This is a genomic window from Kurthia sp. YJT4 (assembly GCF_030219945.1).
Lineage (GTDB): Bacteria > Bacillota > Bacilli > Bacillales_A > Planococcaceae > Kurthia > Kurthia gibsonii.
In genome coordinates this window covers 2,413,500-2,432,431 of record NZ_CP126689.1, presented here as the reverse complement: position 1 = coordinate 2,432,431, position 18,932 = coordinate 2,413,500, and the positions used below count along the sequence as shown (strand labels likewise).

17 protein-coding genes are annotated in these 18,932 nt (G+C 36.1%); 15 read left to right on the top strand and 2 right to left on the bottom strand.

Going from position 1 to position 18,932, the window contains the following annotated elements; genetic code table 11:
* Positions 1-24 precede the first annotated feature (24 nt).
* Both QN089_RS12070 and QN089_RS12065 read left to right on the top strand, forming a co-directional pair.
* Entirely contained in the window at positions 25-594 is a 570-nt protein-coding gene (locus QN089_RS12070) for a TetR/AcrR family transcriptional regulator (RefSeq protein WP_068451132.1), read from the top strand.
* 68 nt (positions 595-662) lie between these two features.
* The gene (locus QN089_RS12065; protein ID WP_068451134.1) at positions 663-3,143 is read left to right on the top strand and encodes a YhgE/Pip family protein; all 2,481 of its coding nucleotides are present in this window, start codon (positions 663-665) and stop codon (positions 3,141-3,143) included.
* Between the two features lie 224 nt (positions 3,144-3,367).
* Here QN089_RS12065 and yhfH read toward each other — a convergent pair whose 3' ends face one another.
* On the bottom strand, positions 3,368-3,493 hold the full coding sequence (gene yhfH / locus QN089_RS12060) for a protein YhfH (RefSeq protein WP_082701353.1): 126 nt from the start codon (positions 3,491-3,493) through the stop codon (positions 3,368-3,370).
* Positions 3,494-3,635: 142 nt separating this feature from the next.
* Between yhfH and lplA the strand changes: the two genes are divergently transcribed.
* The 7 genes from lplA to QN089_RS12025 all read left to right on the top strand — a co-directional run bounded on the left by lplA (position 3,636) and on the right by QN089_RS12025 (position 10,941).
* The gene (lplA, locus tag QN089_RS12055; RefSeq protein WP_068451137.1) at positions 3,636-4,628 is read left to right on the top strand and encodes a lipoate--protein ligase; all 993 of its coding nucleotides are present in this window, start codon (positions 3,636-3,638) and stop codon (positions 4,626-4,628) included.
* Positions 4,629-4,647: 19 nt separating this feature from the next.
* The gene (locus QN089_RS12050; RefSeq protein WP_068451140.1) at positions 4,648-5,352 is read left to right on the top strand and encodes a response regulator transcription factor; all 705 of its coding nucleotides are present in this window, start codon (positions 4,648-4,650) and stop codon (positions 5,350-5,352) included.
* Between the two features lies 1 nt (position 5,353).
* Positions 5,354-6,343, top strand: coding sequence for a sensor histidine kinase (locus tag QN089_RS12045; protein ID WP_068451143.1), 990 nt, complete (start codon positions 5,354-5,356; stop codon positions 6,341-6,343).
* Positions 6,344-6,357: 14 nt separating this feature from the next.
* Positions 6,358-7,131: an ABC transporter ATP-binding protein gene (locus tag QN089_RS12040; RefSeq protein ID WP_068451145.1), complete on the top strand. Its 774-nt coding sequence runs from the start codon at positions 6,358-6,360 to the stop codon at positions 7,129-7,131.
* Positions 7,103-9,043 (top strand): FtsX-like permease family protein, encoded by a 1,941-nt coding sequence (locus QN089_RS12035; protein ID WP_285215399.1) that lies wholly within the window; start codon positions 7,103-7,105, stop codon positions 9,041-9,043. Before QN089_RS12040 ends, QN089_RS12035 begins: the two co-directional genes overlap by 29 nt.
* A 207-nt stretch (positions 9,044-9,250) precedes the next feature.
* Entirely contained in the window at positions 9,251-10,699 is a 1,449-nt protein-coding gene (locus QN089_RS12030) for an AMP-binding protein (protein ID WP_068451149.1), read from the top strand.
* Positions 10,696-10,941 carry a hypothetical protein gene (locus QN089_RS12025; protein WP_068451151.1) on the top strand — a complete coding sequence of 82 codons (246 nt, stop codon included), beginning with the start codon at positions 10,696-10,698 and terminating at the stop codon, positions 10,939-10,941. Before QN089_RS12030 ends, QN089_RS12025 begins: the two co-directional genes overlap by 4 nt.
* Positions 10,942-10,987: 46 nt before the next feature.
* On the opposite strand, the gene QN089_RS12020 is transcribed toward QN089_RS12025, so the two are convergent.
* Positions 10,988-12,364 carry an amino acid permease gene (locus QN089_RS12020; RefSeq protein ID WP_285215398.1) on the bottom strand — a complete coding sequence of 459 codons (1,377 nt, stop codon included), beginning with the start codon at positions 12,362-12,364 and terminating at the stop codon, positions 10,988-10,990.
* Between the two features lie 292 nt (positions 12,365-12,656).
* Here QN089_RS12020 and QN089_RS12015 point away from each other — a divergent pair, with 292 nt between their 5' ends.
* The 6 genes from QN089_RS12015 to hprK all read left to right on the top strand — a co-directional run bounded on the left by QN089_RS12015 (position 12,657) and on the right by hprK (position 18,912).
* The gene (locus QN089_RS12015; RefSeq protein WP_285215397.1) at positions 12,657-14,615 is read left to right on the top strand and encodes a S9 family peptidase; all 1,959 of its coding nucleotides are present in this window, start codon (positions 12,657-12,659) and stop codon (positions 14,613-14,615) included.
* A 120-nt stretch (positions 14,616-14,735) separates the two neighbouring features.
* Positions 14,736-15,383, top strand: a complete 648-nt coding sequence (locus tag QN089_RS12010) for a VTT domain-containing protein (RefSeq protein ID WP_285216432.1) — start codon at positions 14,736-14,738, stop codon at positions 15,381-15,383.
* 97 nt (positions 15,384-15,480) lie between these two features.
* On the top strand, positions 15,481-15,954 hold the full coding sequence (locus QN089_RS12005; RefSeq protein WP_068451158.1) for an S-ribosylhomocysteine lyase: 474 nt from the start codon (positions 15,481-15,483) through the stop codon (positions 15,952-15,954).
* 271 nt (positions 15,955-16,225) lie between these two features.
* On the top strand, positions 16,226-17,464 hold the full coding sequence (locus QN089_RS12000; protein WP_285215396.1) for an EAL and HDOD domain-containing protein: 1,239 nt from the start codon (positions 16,226-16,228) through the stop codon (positions 17,462-17,464).
* A 96-nt stretch (positions 17,465-17,560) separates the two neighbouring features.
* Positions 17,561-17,869, top strand: coding sequence for a cytochrome c551 (cccB, locus tag QN089_RS11995; protein ID WP_285215395.1), 309 nt, complete (start codon positions 17,561-17,563; stop codon positions 17,867-17,869).
* A 119-nt stretch (positions 17,870-17,988) separates the two neighbouring features.
* Positions 17,989-18,912: an HPr(Ser) kinase/phosphatase gene (gene hprK / locus QN089_RS11990; protein WP_285215394.1), complete on the top strand. Its 924-nt coding sequence runs from the start codon at positions 17,989-17,991 to the stop codon at positions 18,910-18,912.
* The last annotated feature ends 20 nt before the right edge of the window (positions 18,913-18,932 follow it).

Genomic DNA, 18,932 nt, shown 5'->3' with positions numbered 1-18,932 from the left:
ACTTATTATAAGGGGTGTGAGGAAATGGATCGTCGACATGAAATATTGGTCGCGGCAAATAAGTCTTTCACATTATTCGGCTATAAAGCTACAACGATGGATCAAGTGGCGCGTATGGCGAATGTTGGGAAGGGAACTATCTATACATTTTTCGAAAATAAAGACGTACTGTTTCAAGAGATTGTGATGGGTATGATTGAAGAAATGAAAAACGAAGCAGAGCGTATTATTAATCCAAATGTTAGTTTTTTAGAAAATACACATCAAATTTTAATGAAGCTCTTACAATTTAGGGATGTACATAAACTTTATGCGAAGCTTGTAGAAGAAGGTCATGCACTTCGCACACCACAAGTAGAAAATGTCCTAAAAAAAATCGAAAACGAAATCTTAACGTATATTTCAAGTAAGATTCAAATTGCCATTGATAAAAAAGAAATCAAACCATGTAATCCTGAGCATGTTGCATACTTAGTTTTTAAAGTTTATTTATCTTTTGTTGTAGAATGGCCAGAAACACATGACGAAGAACTTGATGAACATACAATTGTAGATTTATTTAAAAATACACTCTTTGGTGGTTTAACACCATAGAGTCTTTTTAAACAATGGAATGACTGTATGAGGTTTTTAGTCATTAAGTATTTAGGAGGAAAACGGAATTGATTAAAGCAGAGTGGACGAAAATATTCAAAAATAAAATGATGCTCATTTCATTAGTAGCAATTTTATTTGTTCCAATCATTTACGCTGGTATGTTCCTATGGTCTTTTTGGGATCCATATGGTCATTTAGATCGGCTACCAGTTGCAGTTGTGAATCAGGATCGCGGTGCAACAGTTGATGGGAAGAAATTAAAATTAGGCGATGAATTGACAGATGAATTACTCGATAAGAAAAATTTGAACTTTAAAGTAGTTTCTGAAAAAGAGGCTGAAAAAGGAATGGAAGATCGTACATATTATATGACGATTCGCATTCCAAAAGATTTTAGTAAAAATGCAGGTACTTTATTAGAAGATAAACCTGAAAAACTAAAAATTAAATATACACCGAATGAAGGAATTAACTTCTTAGGAAGTCAAATCGGTAAGAGTGCAATTGAAACGATTCGTACAGAGGTAAATGAAGAAGTATCAAAAACATATGCTGAGCAACTTTTTAAAAACATTGCTAAATTGGGCGATGGATTCCAAGAAGGCTCAGACGGCGCTAAAAAATTAAAAAATGGTGCCGGAAAATTAAAAGATGGTGCGAATGAACTGAAAGACGGGATTGTTAGTGCCGAAGATGGAGCAAGCCAGTTAAACGACGGGGCATTATCAGCAAAAGATGGTGCAGGACAGTTAAGTACAGGAATTGCTTCTGCTGCAAAAGGTGCAACACAGTTAGGTGATGGTGCATTATCAGCGAAAGACGGAGCAAGCCAATTAAATAATGGAATTAGCTCGGCTTCAGATGGTTCAACACAATTACAAAGTGGTTCACAGCAATTAAAAGATGGAACAGCAACGCTTGTATCTGGTTTAGAAAATAACACATCGAATATCCAAGCATTGAATAACGGTGCACAAGCAGTCAATGATGGTGTAGGTTCTCTACAAAAAGGTTTAGGTGTGTTAGCGAACGGTTCACAATCTGTATCAGATGGTGTGACAGCGCTTGTGGATGGTTTAGGAGCCTTACCACAAACTGTATCAAAACTACAAAATGGTGTATCCGGTATTAATGATGGTGCAGCAAAAGTAGCAGCAGGTACAAAAAATGTAGCAGATGGAACAGCAGCACTTGAACAACAAATTGCGGCTTTAGAAATCCCAGAAGAACAGAAGGCCGTTTTACTTGCAACAGCGAAACAAGTGAGCGCAGGTGCAAAAGCTACAAGTGACGGAGCAGCAAGTTTAAGCTCTAATACAGCAGTATTAAATTCAGAAGTATCAAAAGTACAAGTGCCTGAAGCTGGCGATTTAAGTAAGTTGAAATCTGGTGCAGCACAAGTAGCAGAAGGCGCAGCTACAGCAAGTGATCAAGTGAAAAATAAATTAAAACCAGGTACAACGGAACTAGCAGCTGGTACAGAGAAGCTTGAACAGAATTGGGGTAGCTCGGTTGCAGGTGCTAAAAAATTAGACGAAGGTGCAGGTTCATTAAATACAGGAATCTCATCTCTAAATAATGGTCTATCAAAATTACAAACAGGTTCTAATAGTCTTGTATCTGGTTTAGGTGAACTATCAAACGGAGCATTTAAATTAACAGATGGTATGGGACAATTACAAACAGGTTCGACAAGTTTAGTAGCAGGTCTAGGTAAATTATCAAATGGAACAACGTCATTATTGAGCGGTACACTAAAACTAGAAGACGGTTCAGGTCAACTAGCTGATGGTACACAAGATCTTCAAAATGGCGCGAAAACATTACAAACAAAACTAGGTGATGCTTCATCAGATGTAGCAGATATCCATGCAACAAATAAAACATACAACATGGTAAGTAACCCAGTAGAAGTGGATAAAAAAGCAATCAACCATGTTGAAAACTATGGTACAGGTTTTGCACCATACTTTATCTCAATGGGATTACTTGTAGGTGGTATTGTTGTAACAGTCATCTTCTCAATTGTTCACCCAGCTATTCGTCCAACGAACGGAACATCTTGGTTCTTAAGTAAGACAAGTGTATTAGCTGTAGTTGGTTTATTACAATCTGTCATTGTTGTAAGTCTTGTGAAGTTATTCTTAGGTATTGAAGTTCAAAACTTAGGTGCTGTGTTCTTACTTGCACTAGTCGCAAGTTATACGTTCATGGCAATCATTCAAATGTTTGTAACACTATTCAATGATGTCGGTCGTTACATCGTACTTGTTCTAATGGTTATGCAATTAACATCAAGTGCTGGTACATTCCCACTTGAATTAATTCCTGAACCGCTACAAGCATTGAATAAATTCATGCCGATGACCTATACAATCCAAGCGTTCAAAGCAGCCATTTCAACAGGTGACTTTGACTTCTATTGGAAAAACATTGCCGTACTAGGTTCAATTATCGTCGTATGTTTACTTGTAACATTCGGTTACTTCCAATTACTATTTAAAAAACGCTATTCAGGTACACCAACTGAAGAAACACAAGCATAAAAATAAAAGCGTTTCTGCCTTTATATAGAAGGTAGAAGCGCTTTTTACATATGAAAAAACGCTTAGAGATTGGTTCAGAATCTCTAAGCGTTTTTGGATTTACTCCATAAAATTAAGCGACTTTATATAGGTTCATATTCTATGGTTCAGTATAGAATATGAACGGTAATGATTGAACTAGAAATATTTTGGGGAATTTCTAGCTCAGCACACAACAGTATTGATTACAGTGATTCACAATGATGGCAAGTGTTTGAGTAGCACTCACTTTGTTCTTCGATTTTCTCTCCACATTTGGCACAGTGTTTGTCCGGCAGGTTCTTGAAAAATTCTACAACGTTTTCTAACATTTGAATTCGCCTCCTAAGCAATCTGTTATATTACTGATTTGTTATTTAACATTGTATTATAATACAGATTGAAAAGTCAATACAAAACATAAAAAATAAAGTAAAATAGATGTGAGAACTTAAAAAAGGAGCTAACGAATCTATGTTATTCATTGATAATAAAGGGATTACAGACCCACGTATAAATTTAGCAATTGAGGAGTATGCACTGACAAATTTAGATGTAGAAGAGGGCTTACTACTGTTTTACATAAATCAACCGTCGATTATTATTGGTCGTAACCAAAATACAATCGAAGAAATCAATACGGACTATGTCGAAGAAAATGATATTATCGTCGTTCGTCGTCTTTCAGGTGGGGGTGCTGTATATCATGATTTAGGTAATTTAAACTTTAGCTTTTTAACAAAAGATGAAGGAGACAATTTCCAAAATTTTAAGAAGTTCACGCAACCTGTAGTAGACGCGCTAAATCACATGGGTGTAAAAGCAGAATTATCAGGACGAAATGATATTTTAGCAGAAGGAAAGAAATTCTCAGGGAATGCGATGTTTTCAACAAATGGTCGTATGTTCAGTCATGGTACACTGATGTTCAATGCAAACATTGAAGAAGTTGTACGCGCTTTACGCCCTAAAAAAGAAAAAATGGAGTCAAAAGGTATTAAATCGGTTCGTTCACGCGTTACGAATATTATTGATTTATTAGATGACCAAACGGTTACAATCGAAGATTTCCGTTTAGAAATTTTACAGGCTATTTTTGGTGGAGAAGATCAAATTCGTTACTATGAACTAACAGAAGAAGATTGGAAAGCGATTCATAAAATTTCAGAAGAACGCTATCAAAAGTGGGAGTGGAATTACGGGAAGTCACCGAAATTCAATACACAGCGTTCGAAGAAGTTTGCATCGGGCTTTATCGACTTACACATTGAAGTGAAAAAAGGTATGATTGAAGATATTCAAATCTTTGGCGATTTCTTCGGTGTTGGTGATATGGTAGATTTAGAACAAGCTTTAAAAGGCGTTCGATATGAAGCGAGCGCTATACGAGAGGCACTTCAACCATTTGATTTACCAACTTACTTTGGTGGCGTGACAGAAGAAGAATTTGTACAATTAATGTATTAATAGAGAAGGAGGGGACAAAATGGACAAGCATCGTATTTTAATTGTAGAAGATGATTTGAAAATTGCTTCTATGCTTGCGGATACATTGCGAAAATACCATTATGAAGTCCAAACTGTACAGGCCTTTGACCAGATTGTAGAGGAATTTAAGGCCTTCTCTCCTCATCTTGTTTTGTTAGACATCAACTTACCTTCTTATGATGGTTACTATTGGTGTCGCCAATTACGCCAATTCACAACAGTACCCATCATTTATATATCTGCTCGTTCGGGCGAAATGGATCAAATTTTTGCACTTGAAAATGGCGGCGATGATTTTATTACGAAACCATTTCACTATGAAATCGTACTTGCAAAAATTAAAAGTCATTTAAGAAGAACGTATGGTGAATATGCTTCAAAACAAGAGGAGAGAACCGTACAACAAGGGCAATTACAATTATTTTTAGAACGTATGGAATTACAAGTGAAGGATGAGATGATTCCTTTGCAGAAAAAAGAATGTGTCATTTTAGAGTTACTTATGAGTGAAGCACCAAAAGTTGTCTCTCGTGAACGCTTATTAGAAGAATTATGGGACGACCAAGCTTTCGTTGATGAAAATACGCTAAATGTAAATATGACGCGCGTTCGAAAAAAGTTAGCGGATTATGACGTACAGTCAACTATCGAAACTGTACGAGGAGCAGGTTATCGTTTCTTATTGCATGAGGAGGAGGCGTAGCATGGCAGCACTTAAGCTTTTCATTCGTGACCACGCTATTTTCTTCGTGTTCGAATTGTTTCTTGTAGCATTTATTCTGCTACTTTATTGGTTAGATGGCTTTCGTAATACGAGTACAGCTATTTACTCCATCATCGTAACGATTGTGTTTACGCTGACTTTTTTAGCTTTACGTTATATGATGCGCCAAGCATTCTATAAAAAAATTGTGCATTTACCAACGACGATGGATGATGCGCTTCAAAAAAATGCGAAAACAGCAGAAGAAGTACAAGTCGAGGAGTACATGCATGAGTTATATCGTATTTATCAGCTAGAAGCGCAAGAATTATATGCAAAACAAAATCGTCATCTTCAGTTTATGAATCAATGGGTACACCAGATGAAAACACCAATTGCAGTGATGGAATTGATGTTGCAAGAAGATGAACCACTCGATAAAAAAAGTACACGTGAAGAGATGGAACGCCTAAAACATGGTTTAGAAATGGTATTAATGAATGCACGATTGGATACATTTGAAGAAGATTTAAAAATTGAGCAAACACATTTGAAACAAATCGTGACAGAAGTCGTCAATCAACACAAACGCCTTTTTATCTCGAATCATGTCTTTCCAAGTATTGATGTATCAGATGATATTGAAGTACCAACTGATCCAAAATGGCTCAAGTTCATGATAGGACAGTTTTTAACGAATGCGGTGAAATATACGTTTGAAGATGGCAAAAAAGTATATATTTCAGCGATTCAACATGAAGAAGGAATTGCACTTCAAATTCGGGATGAAGGAATTGGTATTCCAGCGATGGACTTAAAACGTGTTACGAAAGCTTTCTTTACAGGAGAGAATGGTCGTAAAACGGGAGAATCGACAGGAATGGGGCTTTATTTAGCACAGGAAATCTGCACAAAATTAGGACATAAATTGACGATTGAATCAACGGTCGGAGAAGGAACAACAATTACCGTTTGTTTTAAATACGCTTAGAATGAGGGATGAAAATGGCTTTATTGAAAATTGAAGATGTGACGAAAGTATACGAAGGTAAAGTGACGCATCGTGCTTTGAATCAATTTAGCTTTGAAGTAGAGAAGGGTGAGTTTCTAGCGATTATGGGACCATCTGGTAGTGGCAAGACGACACTTCTCAATCTTATCTCCACGATTGATCGTCCGACTTCTGGCGTGATTGAATTAGACGGTGTGAATCCACATGACTTAAATAAAACAGAGCTTGCTTACTTTAGAAGAAAAGAACTCGGCTTTATATTTCAAGATTTCAACTTACTTCCCATGCTCAATGTCGAAGAAAATATGGTGCTACCTCTAACACTTGATGGTATGAATGTAGAGGAGATGCAGCGTCGTATTGATGTATTAGCACAAGAACTGGACTTAACGAAAATTTTAGAAAAAAGACCGAACGAAATTTCAGGTGGTCAGGCACAAAAGACAGCCATTGGTCGTGCATTAATTCACCGTCCTACGCTGATTTTAGCTGATGAACCAACAGGGAATTTAGATTCTAAATCAACAAAGGATGTACTAGAGTTATTAGGACGCATTAATCAACGAGAAAACGCCACAATTGTTATGGTAACACATGACCCGATTGCAGCAAGTTATTGTGACCGCGTACTGTTCATTAAAGACGGGGAGTTTTTCAATGAAATTTATAAAGACAATCAGCGACAAACATTCTTCCAAGGGATTTTGAATGTCTTGAGCTTACTAGGGGGGAATGTTGGTGACTTTACGTCAGTTCGCCTTCCGTAATGTCATTCGAAATAGCCGTGTATATGCGGCCTTTTTTATGGCAAGTATTTCATCGGTCATGGTATTTTTCATTTATTCCATGCTCATGTATCATCCGCGTGTTGAGAATGAATTTGTAACAGAGATTGCATTTCGTGGGATGTTTATTGCGGAAATTATTTTAGTGTTATTTATGCTGTTCTTTTTATTCTATTCTGTACGTGCCTTTTTAGAAGCGCGTTCAAAAGAATTCGGTATTTTAATGCAATTAGGAATGGAAAAAAAACAGTTAAATCGTTTAGTTCTTTTAGAAATTCTAATTATTGGTATGACTTCAGTCATTTTAGGTATTCTATTTGGCTTTGTTTTTTCAAAGTTCTTTTTCATGGTTGTACGTGAAATTTTAGAGATTAAATCGCTTGCACTTTATTTTTCATGGAAGCCTTTTGCACTTACGATTGGTACGTTTATGACACTATTTATCGTCATCTCCTATGTGAGTATTTTTACGATTAAAGACGATCATGTCATTCAACTAATTAAAGGAACACAGCGAAAACCAGAAGATGTCACATTCTCATGGGCGCGTGCAATCTTTGGTATGGTATTACTGGTTGTAGGGTACGTTTTAGCTGCCAATGCGACGAAGAGTAACTTAGTGACATTAGCAGGATTATTACCACCAATCGTGACACTCGGTACGTATTTATTCTTTACAGATACAGTACAAGTCTTTTTAAAGCTCATTCGGAAAAATAAACATGTTTACTGGCGTAAATATCGTTTACTATCTGTTTCAGAAGTAGCAGCCATGTTAAAAGAGAATGCACGCATGTTCTTCATTTCGTCGATGGTATCAACGCTCGCTTTTTTAGCGATTGGCACATTGAGTTCACTATCAACATTTTCGCATAAATATCATCAACTGAATCCACTCAGTCTCGTATATACAAGTTCAGCAGACAACCCGTATGAACATCGTCATATTACGAACCTTCAACATGAACTACAAGAAGAGGGATTAAGTTATCGATTAGATCGTGTCGTCGTAAAAAGGCAGACTTCTTCTAAAACGTATGCACCTGTTAAGATTATTAGCGAAAAAGATTTGAATAATTTAGCTGTTTCGTTAGGTTATCCACTTGTCTCACTAGAAAAAGGACATGCGCTTTTCCTAGCGTATTCGGAAGAGTCATTAAAAATGCTATCAAAAGAAAATGTTTATACAACGCTACAAGAATCAAATGTGAAACTACATATTGATTCTGCCTATCCGAAAATTGTATTCCCAGCAGATAAGTTAGGGACGAATCAAATTATTGTCAGTGATGAAGATTTTAAACGTATTTATGCACCTATGACAGGCATGAATGGTACACAGTCTTCAAGTCATATTTATATTTTTAATGTCCCAAAATGGCAAGATACTAAATATGTAGGGCATGACCTAGAAATGATGATTAATACTGCTTATGCGATGGGAACTGAAGCATCATTACCTTTTTATTTTGAAAATACAGGTTTAGATTATTCGTTTATTCGTTCGACATTCGCACTGTTATTATTCATTGGTTTATTAGCTGCAGCAGTCTTTTTCCTAGCTGCGGGAAGTTTTATTTACTTCAAACTTTATACGAATCTAGAACAAGAGAAAAAACAATATGAAACATTGTACCGAATGGGTGTAACGAAAAAAGAAATTCGTAAACTCGTTAATCGACAACTCATTCCACAGTTCTTTTTACCATGGGCGATTGCGATGGTGAATAGCTTATTTGCTTTCATCTCTTTACAAGTATTTTGGCGAGGTATTGCAGATTTATCAATTATGAGGGAGATTATTTTAGTGATGATTGGCGTATCACTCTTACAATTGCTCTATTTTTATCTCATTCGCTGGCGTTATTTAGCGCATTTAAAAATAAATATTTAATTTAAAAATAAATTGGGGGGGATAAGTGTAAAAACATGACCCCACATGAGCATAAGAAGAACTGGAATCGCGCTATGGTGCGGTTCCAGTTTTTTGTTGCGAACGCTAAAAAAGAAGATGAACTGTTTTGTCCCAATCTGTTTTTTTCTTAACATTGTGAAATGCAAAAAATTAACATACAATGTAACGTAATAGGAGTGTGATGATATGAGTCTTTTGAACAGCTTTATTGAAAATGTGCGAAAAAATCCAACTAAATTAGCGATTCAAGCAGAACGTGAATCTTATACATACGAAGAAATGAGTCGTGTAATCGAAGGAATTCAACGAGATTTAAAGGAGAAAGGGTACAAAGCAAGGGACCATATTGCGATTATGATAGGCAATGAGCCAACCTTTATTTTTTCACTCTATGCAATTTGGGCAATGGGGGCAACAGCCATTCCAATTAATCCAAATTACACTAAACACGAAATTCAATACATTCTAGAACAAAGTGATGCAAAGACTGTACTGGTCACACAACAATATCAAGCATTAGAGGCAATAGTATGTTCTGTGGAAATAGTTGAATTATCCTCTATAAACAACTGTTTACAAGATATTCATATACATTCTATGGCAGATGTGGCTGTTATTTTATATACATCAGGTACGACAGGTCATCCCAAAGGAGCTATGTTAACGCATGAAAATCTATTTGAAAATGCTCGAGATGTAGCAGAATTTCTAGGTATTTATCATGATGATCGTATGATTACAGTATTACCTGTATTTCACGTTTTTGCATTGACCGTAGCTGTCAATGCACCACTTTTACAAGGTGCAACACTACTTCTTCAATCACATTTTAGCCCTGTTCGAATTTTCGAAGCAGCAAATGAACAAGGAGCCACTGTTATGGCGGGCGTTCCTACTATGTATAATTTTTTACTACATACAGAATCTAGTTATGAAAAGCCACTCGGTTCAATTCGTTTAGCTATTTCAGGCGGTTCATCTTTACCAAAGGCAGTAATTGAACAATTTGAAGAACGATTCCAGCTTCGTATTTCAGAAGGGTATGGCTTATCCGAAGCGTCTCCCGTTACATGTTTTAATCCTTTAGGTAAACAAAAAGTGGGTTCAATCGGGCAGAGTATCGTTCATGTAGAAAATCGCATTGTAGATGAACAAGGACTTGAAGTGCCGCGTATGAAGATTGGTGAATTAACAGTACGTGGTAAGAATGTGATGAAAGGTTATTATAAAATGTCTGAAGAAACCGCTAATGTCTTAAAAGATGGCTGGCTATACACAGGTGATTTAGCCTATATGGACGAAGAGGGTTATGTATTTATTGTTGACCGTAAAAAAGATTTAATCATTGTAGGTGGATATAATGTTTATCCACGAGAAGTTGAGGAAGTTTTATATCAACACGAAGCGGTATTAGAAGCAGCTGTTGTTGGATTAAAAGATGTAGAATACGGTGAAAAGGTATGTGCATATATTACGTTGAAAGAAGAAATTCATCCAGAACGTTTGAAAATGTATTGTGAAGGGCATTTAGTAGAGTATAAGTGTCCTACAGAAATACGAATTGTCGAGCAATTACCAAAGAATTCTACAGGTAAGGTATTGAAAAGACAATTAGCAGAGGAGGAACTGAGATGATTGCAACAATTGTTTGGGGAGCGATTAGTCTAATACTCGTTATTCTTGTGATTTATGTGATTTTCAGATATTTATTCCGACACAATAAAGCAGATCACATATATGCACCATTTGATGAGGCGACTTCAGGTACAAGACCCGATATGGATGGGCGTAATCCAATTTCACAAACGCGTGAAAAAGTGCAACAAGAACAAAAATACAATGAACAGACTGAACAAAAAAATACGGATTCAAAATAAAAAACAGGCTGGAGCATATATGCTTCAGCCTGTTTCGTATTGAAATTTAGAATGAATCGCCTTGATTCTTTTGCTTTTTGTAAACAACAAAGTAGAAGAAAATGAGTAAGGCAATCCAGATAGGACCTACGATGAGTGCAATACGTGTATCCACGTTGAAATACATAAGCACAACAACCATGGATAAGAAAGCGATTGCAAAGTAAGAACCTAATGGATAAAAAATATTTTTAAATGACAGCTTATTTACTTGATCGCCTGTCAGTGTTTTACGGAATTTAATTTGCGCAAATAATATAATGAGCCATGTCCAAATGGCACCAAATGTCGACACACTTGTTAAATAGATAAATACTTTTTCATCTACGAAGTAGTTTAAGACAACACCGATTAATAAAACAATAGCTGAGAATAGAATTGCGACAGTTGGTACACCTGTTTTTCCAACATTGTGGAAAATTTTCGGTGCTTGTTTTTGACCAGCTAGGTTGAATAACATACGACCTGTACTGAAAATACCACTGTTACAGCTTGATAAAGCAGCTGTTAATACGACAAAATTAATAATACCAGCAGCATAGCGAATACCTACTTGATCAAACATCATAACGAATGGACTACTTTGACCGTCCATATCACTCCAAGGATAGATTGATAGAATAACGGTTAATGCACCTATGTAGAAAATTAACACACGCCATAATACCGTATTAATTGCTTTTGGTAATGTCTTTTTTGGATTATTTGCTTCACCAGCTGTTACGCCAATCATCTCCACCCCTAGATATGCGAACATAACAATTGGTAATGCGCCGATTACGCCTGAGAATCCATTTGGCATGAATCCACCATGTGACCATAAATTAGAGAAACCGGTTGCAACACCACCGTTGCCAATCCCAAATAGAATAACAGCTAAACCAATTACAATCATCGCGATAATCGCAAATACTTTAATAAAGGCGAACCAGAATTCGAATTCACCAAATACTTTTGCGGCAATTAAGTTGACTAATGTCATCGCAACAAGTGCTGCAAGTGCCCAAGCCCATTTTGGTGAATCTGGGAACCATAATGTCATATAAATACCGACTGCTGTAATTTCTGCCATACACGTTACAATCCATAAGAACCAATAATTCCACCCCGTAATAAATCCAGCTAGTGGTCCTAAAAACTGTTGTGCATAACGACTGAATGATCCTGCTACAGGAATTTCAACTGCAATTTCACCTAAAGCACGCATAACAAAGAAAATAACAAGACCGCCCATTGCGTATGTCAGTAAGACTGCTGGACCAGCAATTTTGATAGCGCCAGCTGAACCTAGGAATAAACCTACTCCGATGGCAGCGCCGAGCGACATCAATGCAATATGTCTTGATTCGAGACCTCGCTTGAGTTGTGGTTGCTTATTACTCATAAAAAACAACTCCCCTTAGTGCATTTTTTGTGTTTCCATAACATGATAGCATAATGTTTTCCAATTCGCATGATATAAATAGATTATATCCCTTAAAAATTCAGAAAATACAAGTGATTTCAAGCATTTATAATACTTAAAAAGTGTACACCGATATGAAGAAATAGGCAATATAGAAAATTTATGTATTTTTGATTTACTTTTAAAGTATAACGAGAAATAATGTGTATTAATTAGATTTGTGATATTTTCTATAACAGGTTTATAATGGTAGTAGAGGAGTGTGAATTAGATGAAAAAATATGTAGAAAAAGAAGATTTATTTGAATTGGTATCAGTTGCGACACCTATTATCGCACCAAATCAGTTACAGGCTGTTTTTCTGAAAACAGTAATAGACGAAAAAGAAAATACGTACTATAACTATTTGTATCAATTAAATTTACAAACACGACAGATACAACAGCTTACTTTTGGAAAAGAACGTATTTCTTCGGTTCAATGGTCTCCAAATAGCAAGATGGTTTCCTTTATTTCAACAAGGGAGAAAGAGGCAACTTTATATATTTTACCGATTGATGGCGGAGAAGCGCGAGCAGTTGTAAAGGAGTTACGTCACATTACTTCCTATCAATGGCATATAGATAATGCGACAATTTATTTTACAGCAAAAATAGAGCAAGGTTTTTTAGAAGAAAAGAAAGAGAAGAAAAAACCAGAAGCCTATCATGTCGATCGCATGCGCTATAAATTGAATGGTGTAGGTTTACTCAATACGAAACAATATGCTGCTTTTGCAAAGTTGGATGTGACAACTGGGGAAATAACACCGCTTATAAAAGACGAAACGAATTATAGTGTACAGCATGTTTCGCCTGATGGTCAGACAGTATTATTAACGAATTGGTCTACAGCAAAAGATGACGATTTTTCGATGCAACTCTTACAATATTCAATAGAAGAAAAAACAATGGAAAAAATCTTTGATATGGATGGTTCGTTAGGTGGAGCAACGTACTCACATGACGGAGCTTACATTGCTTTTGAGGTGTCGCCAAACGAACCCTATCGTAATGCCACACATAATGAAGTGTATGTATACGATGTAACACAGCAATCCGCTTGGTCATTAACCGCGATGATGGACTTACCTGTTGGAGACTATGCAATTGGCGATGTACAACAGAGTGTTCAAGCACCTTCTGTTGTTTGGACGGAAGGAAATGATCTCTACTTCCAAATGTCATCAATGGGCGATGTACGCCTGTACTACGCAACATTGAGTGGGGAAATCTATCCTGCTACACCTGAAGAAGAACATATTTACGGGTATGACATCACAAAGGACGGACAATATGCATTGATTGCTTGTTCGTCACCGACAACCGTTAGTAACCTCTATTTACATGAAGTTACAACAGGCGAACGTCATCAACTTACACAATTCAATGAAAACTATGAACAAACACATCATCTAGTTAAGCCAGAAATTATTCAAGTGGAGAATGAGGGACAACTTGTATGGGGATGGTTGATGAAACCAGCTCAATACCAAGAAGGACAGAAATATCCATTGATGTTAGCGATTCATGGTGGTCCACATATGATGTATGCGAATACATTCATGCATGAAATGCAGTTACTCGCTGCAGAAGGTTATGGTGTCCTATACATGAATCCTCGTGGTAGTCATGGTTATAGCCAAGAGTTCGTAAATGGTTGTCGTGGTGACTATGGTGGCGGTGATTACCGAGATTTAATGGCAGCAGTGGATTTAGCAACATCAGAATACGCATGGGTTGATTCAAGTCGTCTAGGTGTAACAGGTGGTAGTTATGGTGGATTTATGACAAACTGGATTATTGGACATACAGACCGATTTAAAGCTGCATTGACGCAACGTTCTATTTCAAATTGGGTGAGCTTCTTTGGCGTATCCGATATCGGTTACTATTTCACACCATGGCAAATTGAAGGGGATATGCATGATGTAGACAAACTTTGGGAGCATTCGCCATTAAAATATGTCAAAAATAGTACAACACCACTGATGATTTTACATGGAGAATTAGATGATCGTTGTCCGATTGAACAAGCAGAACAGCTGTATGTAACAATGAAGTCAATGGGGAAAGAGGTAGAGTTTATTCGTTTTGAACAGGCAAATCATGATTTATCACGAACTGGTTTACCGAATTTGCGTTTACAGCGATTAGAAGCCATTCAAAATTGGTTTGTTAAGAAATTGTAAATTTCTTTAAAATAGCAACTTTTCCATGATGGTGACGTTCAATTTCACATGACAGTTTATATACAAAAAGGTATGATAGACAAAGAAATCATAGAAAAGGATTGTGGATGAAAAAAGATGATTAGCATGATTGAATATATTATTAGTTTTATCGTACACATCGATCAACATCTTGTAGAAATCATTCGAGACTTTGGCAACTGGACATACGGTATTTTATTCGCAATCGTTTTTGTTGAAACAGGTCTTGTTATTTTTCCATTCTTACCAGGGGACTCGCTATTATTTGCCGCAGGAACATTTGCCGCAATTGGTTCATTAAGCTTACCAACATTGCTTCTTGTGTTCTTCTTTGCTGCTGTAATTGGTGATTCATTAAATTATGAAATCGGTAAAAAAGTAGGGACAACGATTCGTCCAGGTACACTTATGGGGAAAATGATTAATCAAGAAAAGATGAATAAAGCAGAGGCGTTCTTTAATAAGCATGGCGGTAAAACAATCGTCATCGCACGATTTATGCCCTTTATTCGTACATTTATTCCATTCGTTGCAGGTGCAAGTCGAATGAAGTATAGCTACTTCTTAATGTATAACATCGTAGGCGCGGCGTTATGGGTGGGAAGCTGTACATTACTTGGTTATTTCTTTGGTAATATCCCAATTGTAAAAGAGAATTTCTCTACCGTATTAATTGTGATTATTTTCCTTTCGGTTATTCCAGCATTCGTTGGCTTTATTAAATCGAGAAAATCAACTATATCGTAAAATAAAAAGACTTTTGCTTAAAAAATGGCAAAGGTCTTTTTTTAAATAAATATATGTTAGAATATTCTTAATAATTAATTTAAAAGGGGTTTTTATGATGACAGAAAAAATGAATGTAGAAAGTTTTAATTTAGATCATACAAAAGTACAGGCACCATTTGTTCGCCTAGCAGGAATTAAAAAAGGGCAGCACGGAGATGAGGTATATAAATACGATATTCGCTTTAAACAACCGAATAAAGAGCATATGGAGATGCCTGCACTTCACTCAATTGAACATTTAATGGCTGAAAATATTCGTAATCATACAGATTACGTAGTAGATTTAAGTCCGATGGGATGTCAAACAGGTTTTTATTTATCGATGATTAATCATACAGACTATGATGAAGTATTAACAATTTTAGAAAATACATTACAAGATGTTGTAGACGCAACAGAAGTCCCAGCATGTAACGAAGTTCAGTGTGGCTGGGCAGCAAGCCATAGTTTAGAAGGCGCAAAACAGTTAGCGAAAGAGATGTTAGATAAGAAAACAGAATGGTCAATTATCTTTAATGAGACTAAGTAACTAATTGTTATATTAAAATAAAATAAAAATGAAAGGGAAATCGCTAAAATAGCCGATTTCCCTTTTTTTATGATAGAATAAATTTATAATATTTACCAAATAATCCAAATGATATTATCATAAAAATAATTAAATGTGAAATATTTTCTATTTATTAGGTTAGAATAACTGTATGTATGGTACAAAAATTATATATTTTATATAGAAGGTAAAGACTAAAGTCATAAATATTGCTATAATAAAATGGACGAAATAGTGAGGGAGTAGGAAAATGGAGATTTTTATCGGTAGACAACCGATTTTCGATGAAAATGAAAAATTATTTGCTTATGAGCTCTTATATAGAAATGGCCAAGAACAGAATGAATATATGGCTGTAGACTCCGATTTAGCAACGGTAGAGGTCATTATAAACTCCTTCTTTTCAATTGGTTTTGATGAATTAGCGAGTGGTAAGCCATGCTTTATTAATTTTACGGATGCACTATTAAAAAGTGATATTTTTGAAAGTTTATCATCGCGAGAAGTGGTAGTAGAAGTATTAGAAGATGTGCCAATCACAGCTGAGTTAGTGGAGCGTGTCAAAGAGATTCATAATAGGGGATTTCGCATTGCTTTAGATGATTTTGTTCTTCAAAATCATGTGAGTTTATATGACCAGCTCTTTCAATATGTTGATTACATAAAAGTGGATTTTTTGCTATCGACAGAAGTAGAACGACATGAAATTGAAGAGAAAGTATTAAGACATTATCCACATATCACATTGCTTGCAGAAAAAGTAGAGACGAGAGCACAATATTTAGAAGCTAGAACAATTGGGTATAAGTTGTTTCAGGGGTACTATTTTAAACAGCCTCAAATTATTAAAGGTAATGAAATTCCAGCAAATATGCTGCAATATTATAAAGTAATTGCTTTATTAAATAGTGAAGAACCAGATGTTGATGGGCTAGTTGATCATATTGAACATGATGTTGCGCTTTCTTTCAAATTATTAAAGCTCATTAATAATTCTTCTAAACGAACAAAACGAAAAATACGTTCGATTAAACAAGCAATTTTACTACTCGGGTTAACGGATTTGCAAAGATGGGTGCAAATTTTAATTTATCGTGAATGGAGTAAAAAGCCTAAAGCGGATATGTATGAAGAATTAATGAAGACATCACTTTGTCGTGCCAAAATATGTGAGCTCATGGCGAAAAGAATTGGTTATCGTAATAACTCAGAGTATTTTTTAGTGGGTATGTTCTCATTAATTGATGCTTTATTAGAAAAACCAATGAACGTTATTTTGGCGCAGTTACCTTTGTCAGATGAAATTGTTGAAACGATTTCAGGAAGTGAAACAGCCCTATCTCCAGTTTTAGATATGGCAATTGCACTAGAACGTTTAGATTGGGAAGAAGTAACCCGTTTAGAGGATAAGCTTCAACTAAAAACAGACGAACTATTTGAAGTTGTGGAAAAAGCAAATCAATGGGTAACAAACTTCCAATTAGTTTAATAGAAGTTCCTTTTTTCGTGATAATTGAAATCTATGTATGAATCTTGTTATTGTATAATAAGTTAGAATGAAGAAGCTTGTACTGGAGGGAAAGACATGAAAAAAGTATTTTTTGCAACTATTCTCGGTTCGGCATTACTTTTAGGTGCTTGTGGTTCAAGTGAATCAGGATCAGATGATTCAACAAAAGTAGATGGCGAAAAGATTGCAAAACAGAAATGTATTAGCTGTCATGGGAATGAATTAAATAATGGGAATGCACCTTCAATTAAAGATATCGGTGCAAAGAAATCTGAAAAAGAGATTTTAGACATTATTGAAAATGGTCAAGGTGGCATGCCTGGTGGTATTGTCAAAGGCGACGAAGCAAAAGCAGTTGCAGAGTGGCTTTCAACTCAAAAGTAATTTAAAAAGCAGTTTGATTGTAGAAATGACAATCGAGCTGTTTTTTTGTATCGTTTTAAGGAAGAAATTCCGCACGCTACATGATAAAATAAACGTACGATTGAGAGGACGTGAACAAGTTGGAACAAGTATGTACGAGAGATATAATGGAAGTATTTAATTTGAATCTCATTTGTGGGGAAGAAGGAATTGGTCGTCACATTTTAACAAGTGATATTTCGAGACCGGGTTTAGAGATGGCTGGTTATTTCACGCACTATCCAGCAGAGCGTGTACAGTTACTCGGCAAGACAGAGTTATCATTCTTTTTAATGTTACCAAAGGCGGAAAGAATTGAGCGCATGCAAAAGTTATGTGCAGAAGATACTCCTGCTATTATTATTTCGCATAATATGGAAGTACCTGAAGAATTACGTATAGCTTCGGAAGAAAATCATGTACCAGTACTAACAACGAATCTATCAACAACACGTTTTTCAAGTAAGCTGACAACGTATTTAGAGAGTCGTTTAGCACCTTCAACAGCTGTACATGGTGTATTGGTTGATATTTATGGAATAGGCGTACTCATTACAGGAAATAGCGGTGTCGGTAAAAGTGAGACAGCACTAGAGCTTGTAAAGAAAGGCCATCGCCTTGTCGCAGATGACTGTGTTGAAATTTACCAAGAGAGTGAGAACACACTGATTGGGAATGCGCCGCCGCTTATTGCACATATGTTAGAAATTCGTGGTATTGGAATTATCGATATTATGACAATGTTCGGTGCTTCAGCTGTTCGTCGCCATAAAAGAATTTCTCTTGTCATCGACCTTGAGGTTTGGGATTCCGAAAAAACATATGATAGACTAGGAATCGAGACAGATACAATGCGTATTTTAGATACCGATTTAACGAAGCTGACAATTCCTGTAAGGCCGGGACGAAACTTATCGGTTATTATTGAAGTAGCGGCAATGAATCACCGTCTAAAAAATCTTGGTGTTAATTCTGCGGAAGAATTTACAAAGAGACTAGAAGATGTAATTCAAGGACAGGGGTAAGTCCTGTACGTGGAAGGAGA